The sequence below is a fragment of the Thalassolituus sp. LLYu03 genome (assembly GCF_050507655.1).
Classification (GTDB): Bacteria; Pseudomonadota; Gammaproteobacteria; order Pseudomonadales; family Oceanobacteraceae; genus Venatoribacter.
In genome coordinates, this window is sequence record NZ_CP191496.1 from 111,368 (window position 1) to 128,739 (window position 17,372).

General features: G+C 57.7%; 13 protein-coding genes. 5 read left to right on the top strand and 8 right to left on the bottom strand.

The genetic code is table 11. The features are described from left to right. Positions 1-307 precede the first annotated feature (307 nt). The 3 genes from ACQUQU_RS00590 to ACQUQU_RS00600 all read left to right on the top strand — a co-directional run bounded on the left by ACQUQU_RS00590 (position 308) and on the right by ACQUQU_RS00600 (position 3,474). The gene (locus tag ACQUQU_RS00590) at positions 308-1,339 is read left to right on the top strand and encodes a phospholipase (protein WP_430461314.1); all 1,032 of its coding nucleotides are present in this window, start codon (positions 308-310) and stop codon (positions 1,337-1,339) included. A 154-nt stretch (positions 1,340-1,493) separates the two neighbouring features. Then, on the top strand, positions 1,494-2,849 hold the full coding sequence (locus tag ACQUQU_RS00595) for a peptidylprolyl isomerase (protein WP_430461315.1): 1,356 nt from the start codon (positions 1,494-1,496) through the stop codon (positions 2,847-2,849). Between the two features lie 4 nt (positions 2,850-2,853). After that, positions 2,854-3,474 carry a hypothetical protein gene (locus ACQUQU_RS00600; RefSeq protein WP_430461316.1) on the top strand — a complete coding sequence of 207 codons (621 nt, stop codon included), beginning with the start codon at positions 2,854-2,856 and terminating at the stop codon, positions 3,472-3,474. 15 nt (positions 3,475-3,489) lie between these two features. Here ACQUQU_RS00600 and ACQUQU_RS00605 read toward each other — a convergent pair whose 3' ends face one another. From ACQUQU_RS00605 to dapC, 7 genes are all read right to left on the bottom strand, one after another. After that, complete coding sequence (locus tag ACQUQU_RS00605) at positions 3,490-4,851, bottom strand: nucleobase:cation symporter-2 family protein (protein ID WP_430461317.1); 1,362 nt, start codon at positions 4,849-4,851, stop codon at positions 3,490-3,492. 346 nt (positions 4,852-5,197) lie between these two features. After that, entirely contained in the window at positions 5,198-6,811 is a 1,614-nt protein-coding gene (locus ACQUQU_RS00610; RefSeq protein ID WP_430461318.1) for a methyl-accepting chemotaxis protein, read from the bottom strand. Between the two features lie 248 nt (positions 6,812-7,059). After that, complete coding sequence (creD, locus tag ACQUQU_RS00615) at positions 7,060-8,418, bottom strand: cell envelope integrity protein CreD (RefSeq protein WP_430461319.1); 1,359 nt, start codon at positions 8,416-8,418, stop codon at positions 7,060-7,062. Positions 8,419-8,513: 95 nt separating this feature from the next. Next, positions 8,514-9,926: a two-component system sensor histidine kinase CreC gene (creC, locus tag ACQUQU_RS00620; protein ID WP_430461320.1), complete on the bottom strand. Its 1,413-nt coding sequence runs from the start codon at positions 9,924-9,926 to the stop codon at positions 8,514-8,516. A gap of 3 nt (positions 9,927-9,929) precedes the next feature. After that, complete coding sequence (creB, locus tag ACQUQU_RS00625) at positions 9,930-10,637, bottom strand: two-component system response regulator CreB (RefSeq protein ID WP_430461321.1); 708 nt, start codon at positions 10,635-10,637, stop codon at positions 9,930-9,932. 16 nt (positions 10,638-10,653) lie between these two features. Then, positions 10,654-11,085 (bottom strand): SufE family protein, encoded by a 432-nt coding sequence (locus ACQUQU_RS00630; RefSeq protein ID WP_430461322.1) that lies wholly within the window; start codon positions 11,083-11,085, stop codon positions 10,654-10,656. Positions 11,086-11,095: 10 nt separating this feature from the next. Then, positions 11,096-12,289, bottom strand: a complete 1,194-nt coding sequence (gene dapC / locus ACQUQU_RS00635; RefSeq protein ID WP_430461323.1) for a succinyldiaminopimelate transaminase — start codon at positions 12,287-12,289, stop codon at positions 11,096-11,098. A 289-nt stretch (positions 12,290-12,578) separates the two neighbouring features. On the opposite strand from dapC, the gene ACQUQU_RS00640 reads away from it, so the two are divergent. Further along, on the top strand, positions 12,579-14,669 hold the full coding sequence (locus ACQUQU_RS00640) for a sensor domain-containing protein (RefSeq protein ID WP_430461324.1): 2,091 nt from the start codon (positions 12,579-12,581) through the stop codon (positions 14,667-14,669). Between the two features lie 20 nt (positions 14,670-14,689). On the opposite strand, the gene ACQUQU_RS00645 is transcribed toward ACQUQU_RS00640, so the two are convergent. Further along, the gene (locus ACQUQU_RS00645) at positions 14,690-15,145 is read right to left on the bottom strand and encodes a globin family protein (protein ID WP_430461325.1); all 456 of its coding nucleotides are present in this window, start codon (positions 15,143-15,145) and stop codon (positions 14,690-14,692) included. Positions 15,146-15,408: 263 nt separating this feature from the next. Between ACQUQU_RS00645 and ACQUQU_RS00650 the strand changes: the two genes are divergently transcribed. Then, entirely contained in the window at positions 15,409-17,244 is a 1,836-nt protein-coding gene (locus tag ACQUQU_RS00650) for a sensor domain-containing diguanylate cyclase (protein ID WP_430461326.1), read from the top strand. Positions 17,245-17,372: the final 128 nt, after the last annotated feature.

Below are 17,372 nucleotides of genomic sequence, written 5' to 3' on the forward strand. Positions count from 1 at the left end.
CCTGCTAATGATATAGAACTCTGTAAAGTGCCCGTTCGGGTATCCAAAAAAGCCGCCAGATTCACCGTGCGGGACACTTGTAAAATAATCTGCGAACAATCAGGCCAAGTGCTCTGACGGCGGTTGTCAGTCAGGCGTTGTCCTTATTAATCTGCGCCCGTCAGGTCGTTTAACGCGACTGAAAACAAACATAAAAAAGACAGCGTGGTGCTGAAATTCCTGTCACGGCACTGTGACAGGAATGACATTCAACTGTCATTGCCTGCGGGCATGGTGGCGCCACACTCACTGACGGAAGGGATCAATAATGAAACACACTCTGGCTCTTTCCCTGAGCGCGGCGCTGGCTCTTTCAGCCGTTAACGCACAGGCATTCACACAACCGACTCACAAACGCATCGTCATCGACGCCATCAACTACATGGCGGCGCATCCGGACACCACTCAGTACAACAAGCTGGCCGCGGCTGCTCAGGCATCCGGTTACACCATGGCACAGTTTGCTGAAGTACTGGGTCAGGGTGCCTACGACGTGGACGACTTCGCCGACACCTTTATCTGCGGCGCCGTGACCGGTGACTGCGTCGAAGCGCCTGTGTGGGGCGCTGGTTCCTCCATCGTGAAATACACTTCGTACTGGCACTTCCAGAACCACACCCGTGGTGCGGACGCGCATGGCAACGATCTGGGTGGTTACAATTACGACCTGCTGACCGTCTGGGGCGCTGTGGATAATCTGGCCGCTACCTGGCTGGTGGGCGATCACCTCGACGACGGCAAAGGCGGCATGACCGGCTGGTGTTTCTTCTGGTCGTGCTCGGAAGATTCTGAATACAACACCTACGGCATTACCGAAGCCAACTACCGTCAGGGCAGTTCTTCCAATAAAAACATGTACGCCGATTTCGAAAAAATGCCGTTCCAGCCGATCGATAACCTCGGCCAGCACTGGTACAACGAATTCTGGAAAAAACCAACGGCGCAGACCTTAGGTTTTGTGCTGCACACCACCGATCTGCTGCAGCCGCACCATACCTGGACCACCTCTGACCTGAATCACTCAGGCTGGGAAGGCTGGGTAGAAGACAATTACTCTGCCCTGGATCTGAGCAACGATTCGCTGGTGACCGCGGCCATCAACGATTTCACACCTGTGTCTTCGTCTACCCACGACATTCGTCCGCTGCTGACTCAGGGTGGTTCCATTTCTTACAGTCAGGGTGGCATCGTGCTGAGCAGCACCTCTGCGTCTGACCGTGAACAGGTAGCGAAAATTGTGATCCCGCATGCCATTGCCATGACTGTGCATGTACTGAATCACGCCGCTGACCGTTTCTGATTTTCTTTGTGGTGATTGCACCCGGCAGGCATGGGACTGCCGGGTGCCTTTTTTATTTTACGCCCGAACAAATTTCATAAAATAATTCCGTTTTTTTAAGGAATTAGTCCGGTTCTTTATGTCGTCACTTTCGTTTCTGTATGGGACACATCGTATGCGCCAATTTCTGATGTCTCTGTTGATGCCGCTGGCCTTAGCCGCTGCGCTGGTGCCACAGGCCAATGCCAGTGTGCAGTATTCTCTGGACGACGAGCAGCAGATTGCCCGTCTGCACGACCTGACCCTGAGCCGGCAGCTGCTGGATATTTTTCTCAGCAAACAAAAGAAAGCGGCCGCGGCCAGCGGCAAGCAGCCGACCTTGCAGCTGATTCTGCAGCAATTACTCGATGACGCGCTGATGGCCGAACACGCCCGCAGCCTGATGACGGCCGACGAACTGGCACCGGCCAGCCGGGTCGGCTTCGCCCCGGAGGTTGAGCGTCATAATCAGCTGGTGTCTTTGCTGCGCGGTTATTTTAACGACGCCATTCTGGCGTCAGTGCAGCAATTACCCGGACAAAACTTCTCGTCGCTGGTGCAGTGGAATAGCGCACTGGACGCCGCCTGGCTGAATCAGAATTTTGCGCTGAAGCCCGGCCTGACCATCGACATGACCGACGAACAGCGCACACTGGCAGCACAAACCCCTGTGCTCAGCACTGAGCTGGCCGACGGCGGTAACGTCACGCTGCTCGACATCATGCAGCGCCAGAATGTGCAGGGCCGTCTGGCACTGTTAAGCGGTAATCTGGAATACCTGCAGGATCAGACCCGCCAGTACGTCGGCGGTTTGTATGTTTTGCACTGGTCGCGCCAGCAGCTGGGCGCTGCCGACTGGCAAACCCTGCAACAGATTCTGGTGAATCAGCAGCAGCGCCAGCGCCTGCTGGAGCACATGGGTATTTACGCCGATATTCACGATGATAATCCGGCCCTGCGCGCCCGCGCGGGAGCTATTCCGCAGGCGCGTCTGAACAAAGCCTGGGAGCATCACAAAGACGATTTTCGTGTGGTCGAAAAAGTCCGCGCCCGTCATGTGCAGGTCGCCACGCAAGAACTGGCCGATCAGGTGGTGGCCGAGCTGAAAAATGGCCTGTCGTTTGAAGACGCCATCAGCCGCTATTCGCAGGCGGCCGATAAACAGTCCGGCGGTGCACTGGGTTGGCTGAAACGGGGCGAACAGGATCATGCCTGGCTGCATTCGGTGGCCTTTATTCAGCCAATCGGCAAACCGTCGGCGGCCTTCCGTTCACCGGAAATCAACGGCGTTGTGGTGTACGAAATTCTGCACATCGACGAGCGCATTGAAGGCTATCTGCCCGTGACCGATGCCGGCGTGCGTTATGAGCTGGCGCATGAGCTGGCGCGCGAAGATCTGCAGCAGGAACTGAAAGACCTGCAGGTGGCCCTGCGTGAGAAAGCAGCTATTCAGTTAAATCGCCGTCTGCAACCGGCGGCGGCTGGAATTTAAGCCTATGAAAAAATCCATGGTTGCTGTGGCAGGTGTGGTGGCCGTCGTGGCGGTGGCCCTGCTGCAACAGACGGATGTGCGGATTCTGTCGGGTGATGCAACGCCTGAAGACGGCGCAGCCGACAACAGCCGCCGCGTTCCTCTGATGGCGGCGTCGGTCACGGTGGCCGCCAACAGTGCAGGTGATGCGCAGGCTTCGCCGCCGGATCTGGATAACACCGAACTCGAAGCCTGGCTGCCGCGCCTGAACAGCGACGCCATCGCCAGCATGGCACAGGCCCGTTTGCAGGGCGATGCGCGCACGCCGCCGCTGTCGGCACCGGCCACGCGGGTAATGCCAACGGCGGCGGAACTGGCCGACGAAGAGCTGTATCAGAAATACGAAATGCGCCAGGAAAAGCGTGTGTTCCGCGCCTTTGTTGAGGCCAGCCAACAGAAAGTGGCGGTGATTCAGTCGTACATCGATCAGGCGGAAGCAGGGGGCATTTCAGAAGAAGAAGTGGCGTTCGCCAAAGAAAAAATCCGCAGCATTCAGGCCATGGCCGACAAACTGCAGCAGGATAATCCGGACTTAATGAATGCGGAGTATCAGCCGCAGGAGAGCTGGTTACCTGCGGCTGACTGAATAATTACTCAGCGCTTATTCGTCGTTATCGTTCAGTTCAACACGACCCGGCAGCAGCGAGTTCATAATAATCGCCGCCAGACCGCTGACCGTAATGGCCGAGCTGAAAACGTTCTGTACCATTTTCGGCATTTCTTTCAGTAAATCCGGCACCGCCGCAATACCCAGTCCCAGACCGAACGACACGGCCATGATCAGCATGCTGCGACGGTCGAGTTCCACCGTTGCCAGAATGCGGATGCCCGCGGCGGCCACAGTCCCGAACATCACCAGCGTGGCGCCGCCCAATACCGGTTTCGGTAATTGCTGGAAAATACCGCCAATGACCGGGAACAGGCCCAGCACAATCAGAATGCCGGCAATCCAGAAGGCGACGTAACGGCTGGCGATACCGGTCAGCTGGATCACGCCGTTGTTCTGGCTGAAGGTGGTATTCGGGAAGGTGTTGAATACCGCCGCCAGCATCGAGTTCACGCCGTCGGCAAAAACACCGCCTTTAATGCGCTGACGGTACAGGTCGCCGGTGATGGGCTCTTTCGACACCATGGAGGTGGCGGTCAGGTCGCCGGACGATTCAATGGCCGTGATCAGGTAAATCAGCGCCACCGGAATAAAGGCTTCGATATCAAAGCTGAAACCGTATTTAAACGGTACCGGCAGGGCCAGCCAGTCCATGCTGGACAGACCGGAAAAATTCACTTTGCCCATCATCATGGCGGCAATAAAACCAATCACCAGACCGATGAAAATTGCACTCGAACGTACGAAAGCATTTTTGCTCTGGTTCAGCACTACAATCAGTACCAGCACGCTGCCGCCCAGACCTAAATTCACCAGGCTGCCGAAATCCGCTGCTTTAAAACCGCCGCCCAGATCGGTAATGCCGACCTTAATCAGGCTCAGACCGATGGCGGTGATCACGATGCCGGTCACCAGCGGGTTAATAAAGGCTTTCAGCTTGTGCAGAAACTGGCTCAGGCCGATTTCGATAAACGCCCCGAGAAAACACACGCCGAAAATCAGGCTGAGAATTTCATCGGGACCGCCGCCTTTGCCTTTGGCAATAAAGCCCGCCGCCAGAATGGAACTTAAAAAGGCAAAGCTGGTGCCCTGAATGGCCATCAGTCCGGAGCCGACCGGGCCGATTTTTTTCGCCTGAATAAAGGTGGCTACGCCGGACACAATCAGCGACATGCTGATCAGGTAAGGAATTTCACTGCCGAGCCCCAGTACGCCACCGATGATCAGCGTTGGGGTGATGATGCCAACAAAACTCGCCAGCATGTGCTGCACGGCGGCCAGAAAGGCGGCGGCAACCGGCGGTTTATCGTTGAGGCCGTACAACAGCTCCGGGCTGTTGGCAGAAGTGTCAGACATACAGATTCTCCGTCAGGGGGCTTGGCCCATTTTCTGTCAGGGGCCTGGCCCTTTTGGTCAGAGGAGCGAAGCCCCTCTGCTGCGCACACTCATGATGCACGTTCAGGGTAAAAGCAGGATTGCTGAGCGGATTAAGCAAAAAGCTGACCAGTCGGTTAGAAATGACCGAAATTAAATTCAGGGGAAGCGCGATAACCCTTTGATTTCCCTACTTTCAGCGCGATCGGGCCGGAGGCGGGATAAATCTGACCGCTATAGTCAGAGCCCGCGAAGTGGACAAAGGTGGGTAGAAAAGCCCCAATACAGTGCCTGTGGGCATTATTGGGGCATTCAGGTAGCACTGTGATCAGCCGACGCGGAAGGCCTGCAGGCTGCGTTCCTGTTCGCCGGCCAGTGTCGCCAGGGTGTGGCTGAGCTGCTCGGTGTTCAGCGCCTTGTCGGCGGTGGTGCGGCATTGCGCCATCACCTGATCGGACTGGCTCTGGATCTTCTGGCTGGTCTGCAATTGCTCGCCGGTCAGGCTCTGTACCTGCTGGCTGTTCTGTTGCAGCGCCCGCACGGCCTGACGGATATCGCTGAGCGACTGACCGGCTTCCTGCGCGCGCTCAACCATATAGGCACTGAGGGTGGTTAAGGCTTCGAGACCGGCGGCGGTATCCGACGCGCCCTGCTGAATGTTTTCGACCAGTTGCTGAATTTCGCGCGTGGAGTCGGCGGTGCGCTGCGCCAGTGTGCGCACTTCGTCGGCGACTACGGCAAAGCCACGGCCGTGTTCGCCAGCCCGGGCCGCTTCAATGGCGGCGTTCAGGGCCAGCAGGTTGGTCTGCGCGGCGATGTTGCTGATCACGTCGAGCACAGTGCCGATATGGCCCGAGTGTTCGAGCAGCGAGCGGGCGTTATCGACCGAGCTGTGAATCTGGCCGCTCGACTGGCTGATGGCCTCGACCACCTCTTTCACTTTCTGATCGCCGACACCGACCAGAGCGGTGGCTTTGATGGTCTGTTCGCTGGCGGCGTCGGAGGCGTTGCGCACTTCCAGTGAGGCGGCAAAGACGCGGCTGATTTCCTGGTTGGTGTTGTCCATGGCCTGCACCTGCTCGCGCGCCACGGCGCCGGTGGCCAGCGCCAGCGCCAGTAACTCGCTGCCGGTTTCGTTCACCTGCCGGCCGCTGTGCTGAATATCGCGCAGGGTGGCGGCAATGGCTTCCATCATGTTGTTAAAGGCACGCGCCAGCTCGCCCAGCTCATCCGGACTCTGGTGGGTAATGCGCAGGGTTAAGTCACGCTGTCGCTCGACGTCGATCACCTGATTGCGGATGGTGCGCAGCGGGGTCAGGATTTTGCGGTAACCGGCAAAGCCCAGCATGGCCATGATGCCGATGGTCACCAGCGACAGCAGGGCGATGCGCTGAATCGCCGCGCGGGTGGCGCTCTGGGCATCGGCTTTGCCTTCGTCGGCCAGCGTGGTCTGGATAGACACCAGCTGATCGATCAGGGTCAGCATGGGGGTGAGCTGCGGGTACAGATCCATATCGATATAGCCGCCCATGCTGTACGACTCGTGTTCGGCCACATAACCCTGCAGCTTTTCGATGACGGCCAGCGCTTGCTGTGGTGCATCGGCGGCGTTGGCAATGGCCGTCTGCTCGGCGGCGGACAGATCGGCGCTGAGGTAGGTCTGCCAGTCTTGTTCAATGCGGCTGCGGGCTTTACTCAGTTGCGCGGCGGCGTCGTTCCACATCAGCATCTGCGCGCGGCTCTGGTGAGCCACGTCGACCACATCGGCGGCGTAGGTGCGGCTGATGCCGGTCAGCAGCCGTACCGGCGTAATGCGCTGATCAAACAGGTTGGTGGCGTTGCCCACAATGCCGGGCATGACCTGCCAGATGTACAGCAGGATCACACTGGCCAGCATGGCCGGTAACGCGGCCATCAGAATTAAGCGGTGTCGGATGCGCATGGTGCCTTGGGTCTCTTTTTCTGAGCTTTAAAGATAGATGTCGTGAGCAGGCGTTTTAGGCGCGAAATATGAAGTTTTTGTGACAATGCAGAGGGCGGCTACAAAAGGCCAACAGCTGGAAAAAGGTCGTTACGTTTGCCCGATATTCTGGCGCCGTAACTGGCAAGCGTGCGGCAGACCGTGGCCGGGCAGGGTCAGGGTCTGCGTTGTTGTGCTGCGTAGTCGGCCTGAATTGTCGGCCAGGCCAATCAGCGACTGCCGGGCTCTTCGGTGGCTGGGTTGGCCGGCTGGCTGAAGCGGTACCAGTCAACATGACGGGTCAGCAACATAAAGAGACTGAGCAAGGTAAATATCAGGATCGAGCCCATCAACAGGGCGAAGTCTTCTGACGACAGCAGGCCGTAGAGCATGATGTACAGCAGCATAAGCCCGCAGGCAAAACCCAGCGTATTTTTCAGGTTGCGCAGAATGGCGGCCAGATAGGTGCTGATCACGGCGACGCAGGCGGTGGCTGCGATGATGTATGCCGTGATAAACGCAATGTGTTCCGACAGCGAAATCAGCAGCAGATAGAACAGGGCCAGCGATAAACCGACCAGACCATACTGGATGGGGTGAATCTGTAGGGATTTCAGAACTTCAAACAAAAAGAAGCCGCCAAAAATCAGCACCACAAACATCAGCGCGTATTTCATGGCTCTGTGGGTTTTCACATACTGATTAACAGGATCAATCAGACTGACGCCAAAGTTGAGCGACTGAAGCGCCTGGCATTCGCCCTGACGGAGGCAGTTGCTGAAGGTTTCATTGACGTTGGTGGCAAACAGGCTGGTCTGCCATTCGGCCTCAAATCCCTGTTCATGAATGTCCGATTTTATTGGCAGGAAATTGCCGGTAAAGCTCGGGTGTGGCCAGTCGGCCTGCAGGCGGACGCTGCTGTTTTTACCGGTTGGGGTTACATAAAACTGTCCGGTTCCCTGTAATTTAAGTGGCAGCGACAGCTGCAGTTTCTGTGCTTTGCTGCTGTCCAGGCCGGTCAGTTGTGCATGCACACCATCACCGAGATTCTTAACCCGGCTGCCGGGTTCTAAGCGGTATTCCCGGTTATTCACCTGCAGATGAAATGAGTCGCGGATACCGCGGATGTCGTTAATGCCCAACGCCAGATAGGGTGTGTCGAAATGGTAGCTGGCAAGGTCATGCCGGATGCCGTAATCGGCGGGAAGGTTGTATTCCGCCGTAATTTGCGTGTCTGCCTGATACAGGCGGGCGGCGTAAATACCGCGATAGCGTAATTCGCTGGTCAGCTGACCATTGAGCTGAAAATGCTCCGGCAAGAAATACAGGGCATCGTGGATCACCTGCGTGCGTTCGGTCATTTTGCGGTTGCTGTCAAACTCCTGAATTATCTGTGTGCGCTGGAAAGGAACAACCAGCACTGGGCCGGTTACGGTCTGGCTGTAACTGGCGCTGCGGGCGATGTCGTTGGCCACCGCTTCACTGTAGTGTTTTCGTTCGTCCACAGTGCTGCGGATCATGGTTAAAGGAATCATCAGCAGCAGCATCAGACTGCCAATAGTGACTAGCTTAATAAGTAAAGTGCGCACGGTATTCTCCTGTCCGGTAGTGAGCAGAAGCAGTGTGCGTTGACGATATGGAGTTTGTATGGAGGTGCTGTGCAGATTTGGTGCAGATTCTGTGGTCAGGCGGGCCAGTGCAGGGTTGCCCGTACGCCGCCGGCAGCATTGCAGATAATCAGCTGTCCATGATGCAGAGCCATGACTTCCTGTACCAGGCTAAGCCCCAGCCCACTGCTTTTTTTACCGCTGTCGGGTCTGGGTAATGAATAAAAACGCTCGCTCAGACGCGGCAGTGCAAACTGGTCAATGGCCGGTCCCTGATTAAACAGGTGAATGTTTTGTCCGCCGGCATCAACCTCAGTGCTGAGATGAATTTCGCCCTGTTGCGGGGTGAAATCCAGTGCGTTGTCGAATAAATTCGATAACGCCTGGCGCAGCAGAAAATAGTCTCCGTGCAGCTGAAGCCCGGGTGTTTTCCTGATCAGGCGGATGTTTTTCTGCATCAGCCGGGCACTGTATGCGGCACACACATCGTTCAGCAGTTGCTGATCATCAATGGCCTGATCTTCGCGCAGCACCTGCTGCTGCTCCAGCTGAGACAGTTGCAGTAATTTTTCTGTCAGCTGCAGCAGGCGCTGGCTGTCGTTTTCAATGTGGGTCAGAAATTTTGTGCGGGTGGAATCCGGCATGGGGCTTTGCAGAAGCTCTGCTGCCGCGCGGATACCGGTAATTGGGCTTTTTAATTCGTGCGTCAGGGTCTGAACATAGCGCTCAATGTAGGCTTTGCCATCCAGTTGCTCGCGCATGGATTCCAGCGCTTCACCGAGCTGACGCAATTCGTGACTGGGGGAGCGTGGCAGCACAGCTTTCTGGTTCTGACTGACGTTTATTGCGTATTCGCGCAAACGCCTCAGTTCACGGCTGAGCCACCAGGAAAACAGGCCGCCACCCAATAATCCTGCCAGCAGGACTGCCAGCGTCAGGCCGGTTAAACGCTGGCGGATGTAATCGACATAGGGCTTAAGTGTGCTGGTGGATTTGCCGACGGACACAACGCCAATTAATTCGTCGCCATTGCGGATGGGCGCGGCGACATACATTACGCTGAAGGCCGGATTATCGTCGCTGCTGGAGCGGGCACCATACTGACCGCGCAGGGTCAGGTAGACGTCGTTCCAGCGCGAATAATCCTCACCTGTGGCCCGGCCATCGGAGTCCAGCAGAACAATACCGGCGGCATCGGTTACGTAGACGCGGTTGTAAACCGCCGATTTCTGCACATCACCGATTTTTGCTGCCGGGTTACGCTGGCCGTAAGCGTTCAGGATGCTGAGAATATCCACAGAGCGGAGCCGGTTTTCCAGCAGGGGCTGGCGCAGAAACTCGGCCAGCAGGTTGGCGGTATCCACCAGATTTTCTTCGGTTGCCTGGCTGACGGCGGGTTTTATTTCTTCCCGGATAATATGCAGGATGGCGTAACTGCATAAAGCGACAAAGACAATATACGCAATAAATATCCGCTGACTGAGCGACATCAGTTATTGCTCTGGCTGGCATGAATAACCGAAACCCCGGTGGGTTTTTATCGGTTTTTCATGGGCTGAAATACTCGCCAGTTTGGCGCGCAGACTCTTAATATGGCTGTCGATGCTGCGTTCGTAATTGGCGTCGGCAGAAATGCCGGCGGCGTTCAGTAATTGCTCGCGGCTGAACACCTGACCGGGGCGGGTCAGCAGCGTTGCCAGAATCTGGTATTCCAGCCGGGTCAGGGGTAATGGCTGGCCATAAAAGGCGATGGTTTTGCTCTGATCATTCAGACTGAAGGCTTTTTGCGCGGGGTTTTCTGCTGCCACCGCTACGGCAGGTTGAGGTGCGCTGCGCTTTAAAATCGCCTTAACCCGGGCGGCGACTTCACGCGGACTGAAAGGCTTGGTGACGTAATCGTCGGCGCCAATTTCCAGCCCAAGAATACGGTCAATTTCGTCACTGCGGGCGGTAAGAAAAACCAGCGGAATATCCGAGAAACGCCGCAATTGTTTGCAGGCTTCGAGGCCGGTCATATCCGGCAGACCAATATCCATGATGACTAAGGCGGTCTGTGGATATTCCTGCAGATAGTTCAGGGCGCGGCCGGCCTGACTTTCACAATGGGTGGTAAACCCCTCGTTCTGCAACACGAACTGCAGGCTGTCAGCGATGGATGATTCATCTTCAACAACCAGAACGTGGGGTTTGGCCTGCACCATATTCAGTGGTTCCTTGTCAGTGGTTCCTTGCAGTTTCCTGAATACGCTGCACCATAGCGCGCAGACCATTGCCGCGGGTCGGGCTCAGGTGTTTCACCAGATCGATCTGGGCGAAATAACCGTCGATATCAAACGCCAGAATCTCGGCCGGGGTTTTGTTGTTGAACGCGGTCAGCACCACGCCCAGCAGACCGCGCACGATGTGAGCGTCGGAGTCGGCTTCGAACATCAGTTTGCCGTTTTCCTCAGCGCTGTCGATCCACACCTGACTCTGGCAACCGCGCAGCAGGTACTGCTCGGTTTTTTTCTCATCGGCCATGGCCGGTAATTGTTTGCCCAGGTCGATGATGTATTTGTAGCGCTCTTCCCAGTCGTCGAAAAAACTCAGGGTATCGAGAATATCGTCGGTGGTAATGGAGGTTCCGAACGGGTTGGCATTCACACTCATGGACTTCTCCTTACAGGCTTTCGACGTAAGCACGGATGCGGTGCGCCGCTTCCACGCATTCATCCACGCCGGCCACTAACGCCATGCGCACGCGGTTTTTGCCGGGGTTAATACCGTCGACGGTGCGCGATAAATACGAACCCGGCAGCACGGTCACGTTCTGTTGAGCGAACAGTTGCTGGGCAAAGGTTTCGTCATCGACCGGGGTTTCGACCCACAGGTAGAAACCAGCGTCGGTCTGCTCAACCGGTAATACCGGACTTAAAATCTCGATCACGCGGCGGAATTTTTCGCTGTAATAGGTGCGGTTCTGCTCGACGTGTTGTTCGTCGTTCCAGGCGGCGATGCTGGCCATCTGGGTTTGTACCGGCATGGCACAGCCGTGGTAGGTACGGAACAGCAGGAAGGGCTTCAGCAGCGCGGCGTCACCGGCAACAAAACCCGAGCGCAGACCCGGCAGGTTGGAGCGCTTGGACAGCGAGTGGAACACCACGCAGTTTTTGTAATCGTGACGGCCCAGTTTTTCACAGGCTTCGAGCAGGCCCATCGGCGCGTCTTTGCCGTCGACGTAAATTTCGGAGTAGCACTCGTCGCTGGCCAGAATAAAGTCGTGTTTATCGGCCAGCTCAATCAGCTGTTTAAAATCGTCAAAATTCAGTGTGGCACCGGTCGGGTTGCCCGGGGTGCAGATGTACAGCAGCTGGCAGTCTTCCCATACCTGCGCCGGAACTGCACTGTAATCCGGGTTAAAACCGTTTTCCGCCAGACACGGCAGGAAATGCGGGGTGGCGCCGGCCAGATACGCCGCGCCTTCGTAAATCTGGTAAAACGGATTCGGGCTCACCACCAGCGGGTTGGCGGCGCTGCGGTCGACGACGGCCTGAGCAAAGGCAAACAGGGCTTCGCGCGTACCGGTAACCGGAATGACCTGCGTGGCGGCATCGACCTGACTCAGCTTAAAGCGGCGCTTCAGCCAGCTGGCGATGGTTTCGTTCAGCTCGGGCAGACCTTTGGTGGTCGGGTAGTTTTCCAGACTGGCGATGCTGTCGATCAGCGCCTGCTGCACAAATTCCGGTGACGGGTGCTTGGGCTCGCCGATGGACAGGGCAATGTGCGGCAGGGCTGGGTTGGCGGTGACCGCGCCTTTCAGACGCGCCAGTTTTTCAAACGGATAAGGCTGTAACTTGCTCAGATCAGGGTTCATACCGCACCACAGGTCGATTCAGAGTTTTGCATGCTCACCGGCATGCTGCGCAATGGCGCGCAGTATACCAGCCTGAGGCGCCGGGTTCAGCGCGGGCTTGATTCTGTGCGTACGGAAGGCGCTATGGCTCCGGAGTGGATACCAGCCTGAGGCGCCGGGTTCAGCGCGGGCTTAATCGAGGGGCGGACGGGTATACCTGAGCCGGCAACAAGTCGCTACTGTTCAAGTACAGGCCACTCGCCCTAGACTGAGTAACAGGCCTGATGTGAGGGCTGTCGCTGGAGTAGTCATGAATCCGCACGTTACACCGCAAGGCAACCACGAGGCGCCGGACATCAGCCAGGGGCTCAGCACCCTGTTCAACAGTCTGGACACCTACGTCTTTATCAAAGACCCGCAGGGTTGCTACGTGTATGTGAATCAGGCCGTGTGCGAACTGTTCCGCCGGCCGCTGGCCGACATTCTCGGCAAGGACGACAGCCACTTCTTTAACACCGATTTTGCCGACATCCAGAGCAACGACCGCAAAGTGCTGGGCAGTCAGATCGAAGTGCAGGACGAAGAAAAAGCCCAACTGCTGCACGAAGACAAACCGCGCTACTTCTGGGCCATCAAGATTCCGCTGCGCGATGGTCAGGGAAAGGTGAACGGTGTGATCGGCATTTCCACCGAAATCACCGACCGTGTGCGCCATACCCGCGAGAGCATCGACCGCAACGCACTGCTGCAAACGGTGCTGACCCATGTCGACGCGTACATCTTTATGAAAGACCACGACGGTAAGTACCTGTACGCGAACCGCAAGGTCGAAGAACTGTACGGCCTGCCGCTGCAGGACATCGTCGGCCGCACCGATTTCGAGGTGTTGCCCGAAGAGGTGGCGCAGCGGCTGGTGGCCGTCGACCAGCAGGTGAAAGCCTCCGGCGAGCGTATTGCGCAGGAAGAGGTGGTGTTTGCTCCGGATGGCGGCAAACACCATTTCTGGGCAGTGAAAATGCCGATCTCTCTGCCCGGCAACGAGCAGGCCCTGATTGGCTTTGCCTCCGACATTACCGAACTGCGCAGGCTGAAGGCCGACGTCGAACAGTCGCGCACCACAGACCCGGTTACCGGACTCGGCAACCGCAGCCATTTCGGAGATACGCTGGCCTTGTGTATTGCCCACGCCGGTGAACAACGCACCCGGCTGGCGGTGGTATCCCTCGACCTCGATCACTTCAAATACCTGAACAACACCCTGGGCCGTGAAGCCGGCGATCAGGCGTTGTTTGAAGTGGGCCAGCGGTTGCAACGGCTGGCGCCCACCGGCAGTTACATCGCGCGGGTGGCCAGTAACCAGTTCGCCCTGATCCTCACCAATGTGCAGAGCGCGGCGGCGGTGGCGTCTAAGGTTGACCGCATCCGCGAGGCCCTGACCGCGCCGATGGACGTCGGCCCACGCCCTTGTCTGCTGACCGCCAGTCTCGGCATCAGTCTGTACCCGGACGATGGCCGCGGCGCCAGTGCCCTGATCGCGGCGGCGGAATCGGCCATGTACCACGCCAAAGAAAAGGGCCGTAATCAGCAGCAGTTTTTCTCGGCCGAGCTGAAAACTCAGGTGAGCGAGCGGCTGGAACTGGAGCAGGACTTACACAACGCGCTGGGTAAGCAGGAATTCGAGCTGTATTTCCAGCCTCAGGTCGACGCCCAGACGCTGCGGCCGGTGGGCGTTGAAGCCCTGATCCGCTGGCATCGTCCCGGCCACGGGCTGGTGTCGCCGGCGGTGTTTATCGAGCTGGCGGAGCAGACCGGTGAGATTCTTAACATAGGTGCCTGGGTGACAGAGCAGGCCTGCCGCCAGATCAGTGCCTGGAGCGCAATCGGGCTTGGGCATATTTCGGTGGCGGTGAACCTGTGTCCGAGTCAGCTGATGCGGCCGGATTTTACCGACGAAATCGCCGCCATGAAGGCGCGCTATCACATTCAGCCCGGCCAGCTGCACATGGAGATTACCGAATCCATGATGATCGAAGACCCGGAATTCGCCATCGGCCAGTTACAGGCACTGAAGGATTCCGGCATTGATCTGGCGATGGACGATTTTGGTTCCGGCTACAGCTCGATGAGTTACCTCAAGCGTTTGCCGGTGGATATCCTCAAGCTCGACCGCAGCTTTGTCAGCCCGCTGGCCGAGAGCGAAATCGACCGCGACATCAGCGACGGTATCATCGCGCTGGCGCGCAAGCTGGGGTTAAAAACCGTGGCGGAAGGGGTAGAGACAGAGGCGCAGGCCGGGATTCTGCGCGCCATGAACTGCTCGATTCTGCAGGGCTATCTGTACGGGCGGCCGATGCCGGCCGCCGATATCACCGACTACCTGCTGGCAAACGCCGCACACTAGCGGCACGCACTCAGCCCCGCTCAGTGGTGGTAGTGCTTGTGGTTCTGGTAGGTGTCCGGGTCGTAGTGGTCGTAGGCGGCCTGACGCATGACGGTCGCCACCACGCGGTAGGTTTCCGTCCAGGCTTCTTTCACGTCATCTGTGTAGGCATCGGCCAGACCGGTTTTCAGCGCGTAGAGCAGGGCGTTGCCCACCGGGGTGTAGTCGTCCACCTTCACGCCGTAATCCAGATGCTTCACGGCCATCTGCTGCAGCACGGGCACCAGCTTGTCGAGGTTATCCAGCGTCGCCACCGCCAGCTTGAGTGCCGCCATGAGTTTGCGGCCCTGCTGTTTCATATCGCCTTTGAACAGCGCTTTCAGCGACGGGTCATACTCAAACAGTTTGCCGTAGAACAGCTCGGCGGCGGTGTCGGCGATGGGTTCGACGGCGGCAAAGGTTTCGCGCACCAGCTGCTTTTGTTTTTCCGTGATCATGCGTGGCGTCCTGCAAAAGAAAGGTCGGTTCTTCCGAGTGTAGAAGGCCGCTGGCGGTCGGCAATGGACATGGCCCGTCCTGTCTGGCCGGAGTGATGGAATCTGGCGCATTTCTACGTCTTTCGGCCGGTTTCATCTCTTTATAATGCCGCGTTTCCGGCACGTTCGTGCCGGCTTTGACCGGGCGTTCTTAGCGTAGCGGGTTTGACGAAGCCGCCAGTGCCCACCATAGTAAATTGCAGACAGTGTTCAGGTAGCAGGCCGTGTTCTATGTTCGGAAAGGGCTGATTTTTCTGCTGCTGTGGCTGGGCTTGGGGGCCGGGTCACAGGTGATGGCAGAGACGGACTACATAGCCCGGGATGGCGAACTGGATCTGGCTGGCTGGCCTGACGAGCGTCCTGTTCTTCTGGCTGGCGAATGGCGTTTTGGCTGGGCCACGCTGGCCGAAGACGGCGAAGCCGAACGTCTGCAGGATCGCTTTACGCTTCCCTCTACCTGGGATGGCAACGGCCAACACGAAACGCCCTACCCGGGTCAGGGCTTTGCCACCTTTTCGCTGACCATCCGCAACGTTCCTCCCGGCCAGTGGGCCATGATGATTCCCGACCTGTCGAGCAGCTACCGCCTGATGATCGACGGCGAATGGGAGGCCGGTGGCGGCACGGTGGCGGCGAACCCCCGCGACTATGTGCCGTACCACGGTATTCACTGGCTTGATCTCGAGCGCCGCGGCGGTGATATCGAGGTGGTGCTGCAGGTGGCGAATTTCAGTCATCACAGCGGGGGGCCGTGGCAACCGATCTGGTTTGGCAGCGAGGTCGAGATCAATAAATACGTCTACCAGCATCTGGTGTACGAGTCTGTGGTAACCCTGTTTCTGCTGATCGTGGCGCTGGTATTGCTGGCGGAGTTTCTGATTGAGCGTACGGACCTGACAGGCATTTGGTTAGGGTTATTTGCTCTCTTGCTCAGTATCAGGCTGGGCACCACGTCATTTGCGCCCATGTACTGGTTTCTGGATACCTCGCCTGACTGGGATCTGCACATGCGCATTATCTACGGCAGTGTCATGGCGGCTCCTTTGCCGTTTTTGGCCTGGCTGCGGCGGGTATTCCCGCGCGATTTCAGTCAACGTACACAGATAGGGCTGACAGTACCCTTCGGCGTCTCACTGATCGCCTGTCTGTTGCTACCACCGAGCTGGTTCAGCGCCTTGCTGCCGGTTTTTTCTCTCTTGCTGGCGATTGCGTCTGTGCTGGTTTGCCTGACCATAGTCCGGGCTTTGATCCATCGTAGGGAGAGCGCATGGTTAATTCTGCCGGGCTTTGTGTTCCTCGGCATCGCTGTGTTCCAGGACATGCTGATCAATAATCAGATCATCTCTGCCCAGTCCTGGGCGCCGGGCGGATTCCTGCTGTTTGTGATTACTCTGACCTTTAACTTCCTGTTTAACCGGGGTGCGGCGCGGCGCAAAATACAGGCGCTCAGCACGCAGCTGGCAGCCATGAACCGTGAGCTGGAAAACCGGGTCACGGAGCGTACCGAAGCGCTGGCCGAGAAGGCCACGGCGCTGGAAGACGCCAACGCCCGCTTAAGTGAGCTGGCCAGCCGCGACGGTCTGACCGGCCTGCTGAACCGTCGTGCCGTGCTGGAATTACTGAACAACCAGCGCGAGCGCAGTCAGCCGGTGGCTGTGTTGTGGATCGATTTGGACCACTTTAAAAGCGTAAACGATACCTTTGGCCATGCGGCCGGTGATGCGGTGCTGGCGGCATTCGGTGATCTGCTGCGCACGCTCGGCCGCGACCGGGATGTGCTCGGGCGTCTGGGCGGCGAGGAATTTGCCGTGGTGCTGATGGATTGCGATGCCACGGGCGCCGAAGCCTTTGCCCGCCGGCTGCAGGCGTCGTTGCGGGCGCTGGCGATCGAAGGCTGGCCTGAGATCCGCAACCTGACTGCCAGCACCGGCATTGCCGTGGGCTGTCTGAACCGGATAGGCGCCGAAGCCTTACTGAACGCTGCCGACCACGCTATGTATGAGGTCAAACACTCGACCCGCGATGGCGTGAAGTTGGCCCAGACTATCTGTGAGGGCTGACAACAGAGATTGAAGACTGCAGGGAGTGAAGGCTGATAACACGATGCTCCCGCTGCAGAGGGATGCTTTGGATACAGCCGGAGCACCATCCATAACGGACACAAAAAAGCGGGCAGTGCCCGCTTTTT

Bases quoted from the DNA above. Each gene is read 5' to 3' on its own strand.
- ACQUQU_RS00630 (WP_430461322.1), bottom strand. From the start codon at position 11,085: ATGAGTGTGAATGCCAACCCGTTCGGAACCTCCATTACCACCGACGAT.
- ACQUQU_RS00645 (WP_430461325.1), bottom strand. From the start codon at position 15,145: ATGATCACGGAAAAACAAAAGCAGCTGGTGCGCGAAACCTTTGCCGCC.
- ACQUQU_RS00595 (WP_430461315.1), top strand. From the start codon at position 1,494: ATGCGCCAATTTCTGATGTCTCTGTTGATGCCGCTGGCCTTAGCCGCT.
- dapC (WP_430461323.1), bottom strand. From the start codon at position 12,289: ATGAACCCTGATCTGAGCAAGTTACAGCCTTATCCGTTTGAAAAACTG.
- ACQUQU_RS00600 (WP_430461316.1), top strand. From the start codon at position 2,854: ATGAAAAAATCCATGGTTGCTGTGGCAGGTGTGGTGGCCGTCGTGGCG.
- ACQUQU_RS00610 (WP_430461318.1), bottom strand. From the start codon at position 6,811: ATGCGCATCCGACACCGCTTAATTCTGATGGCCGCGTTACCGGCCATG.
- creB (WP_430461321.1), bottom strand. From the start codon at position 10,637: ATGGTGCAGGCCAAACCCCACGTTCTGGTTGTTGAAGATGAATCATCC.
- creC (WP_430461320.1), bottom strand. From the start codon at position 9,926: ATGTCGCTCAGTCAGCGGATATTTATTGCGTATATTGTCTTTGTCGCT.
- ACQUQU_RS00590 (WP_430461314.1), top strand. From the start codon at position 308: ATGAAACACACTCTGGCTCTTTCCCTGAGCGCGGCGCTGGCTCTTTCA.
- ACQUQU_RS00605 (WP_430461317.1), bottom strand. From the start codon at position 4,851: ATGTCTGACACTTCTGCCAACAGCCCGGAGCTGTTGTACGGCCTCAAC.
- ACQUQU_RS00640 (WP_430461324.1), top strand. From the start codon at position 12,579: ATGAATCCGCACGTTACACCGCAAGGCAACCACGAGGCGCCGGACATC.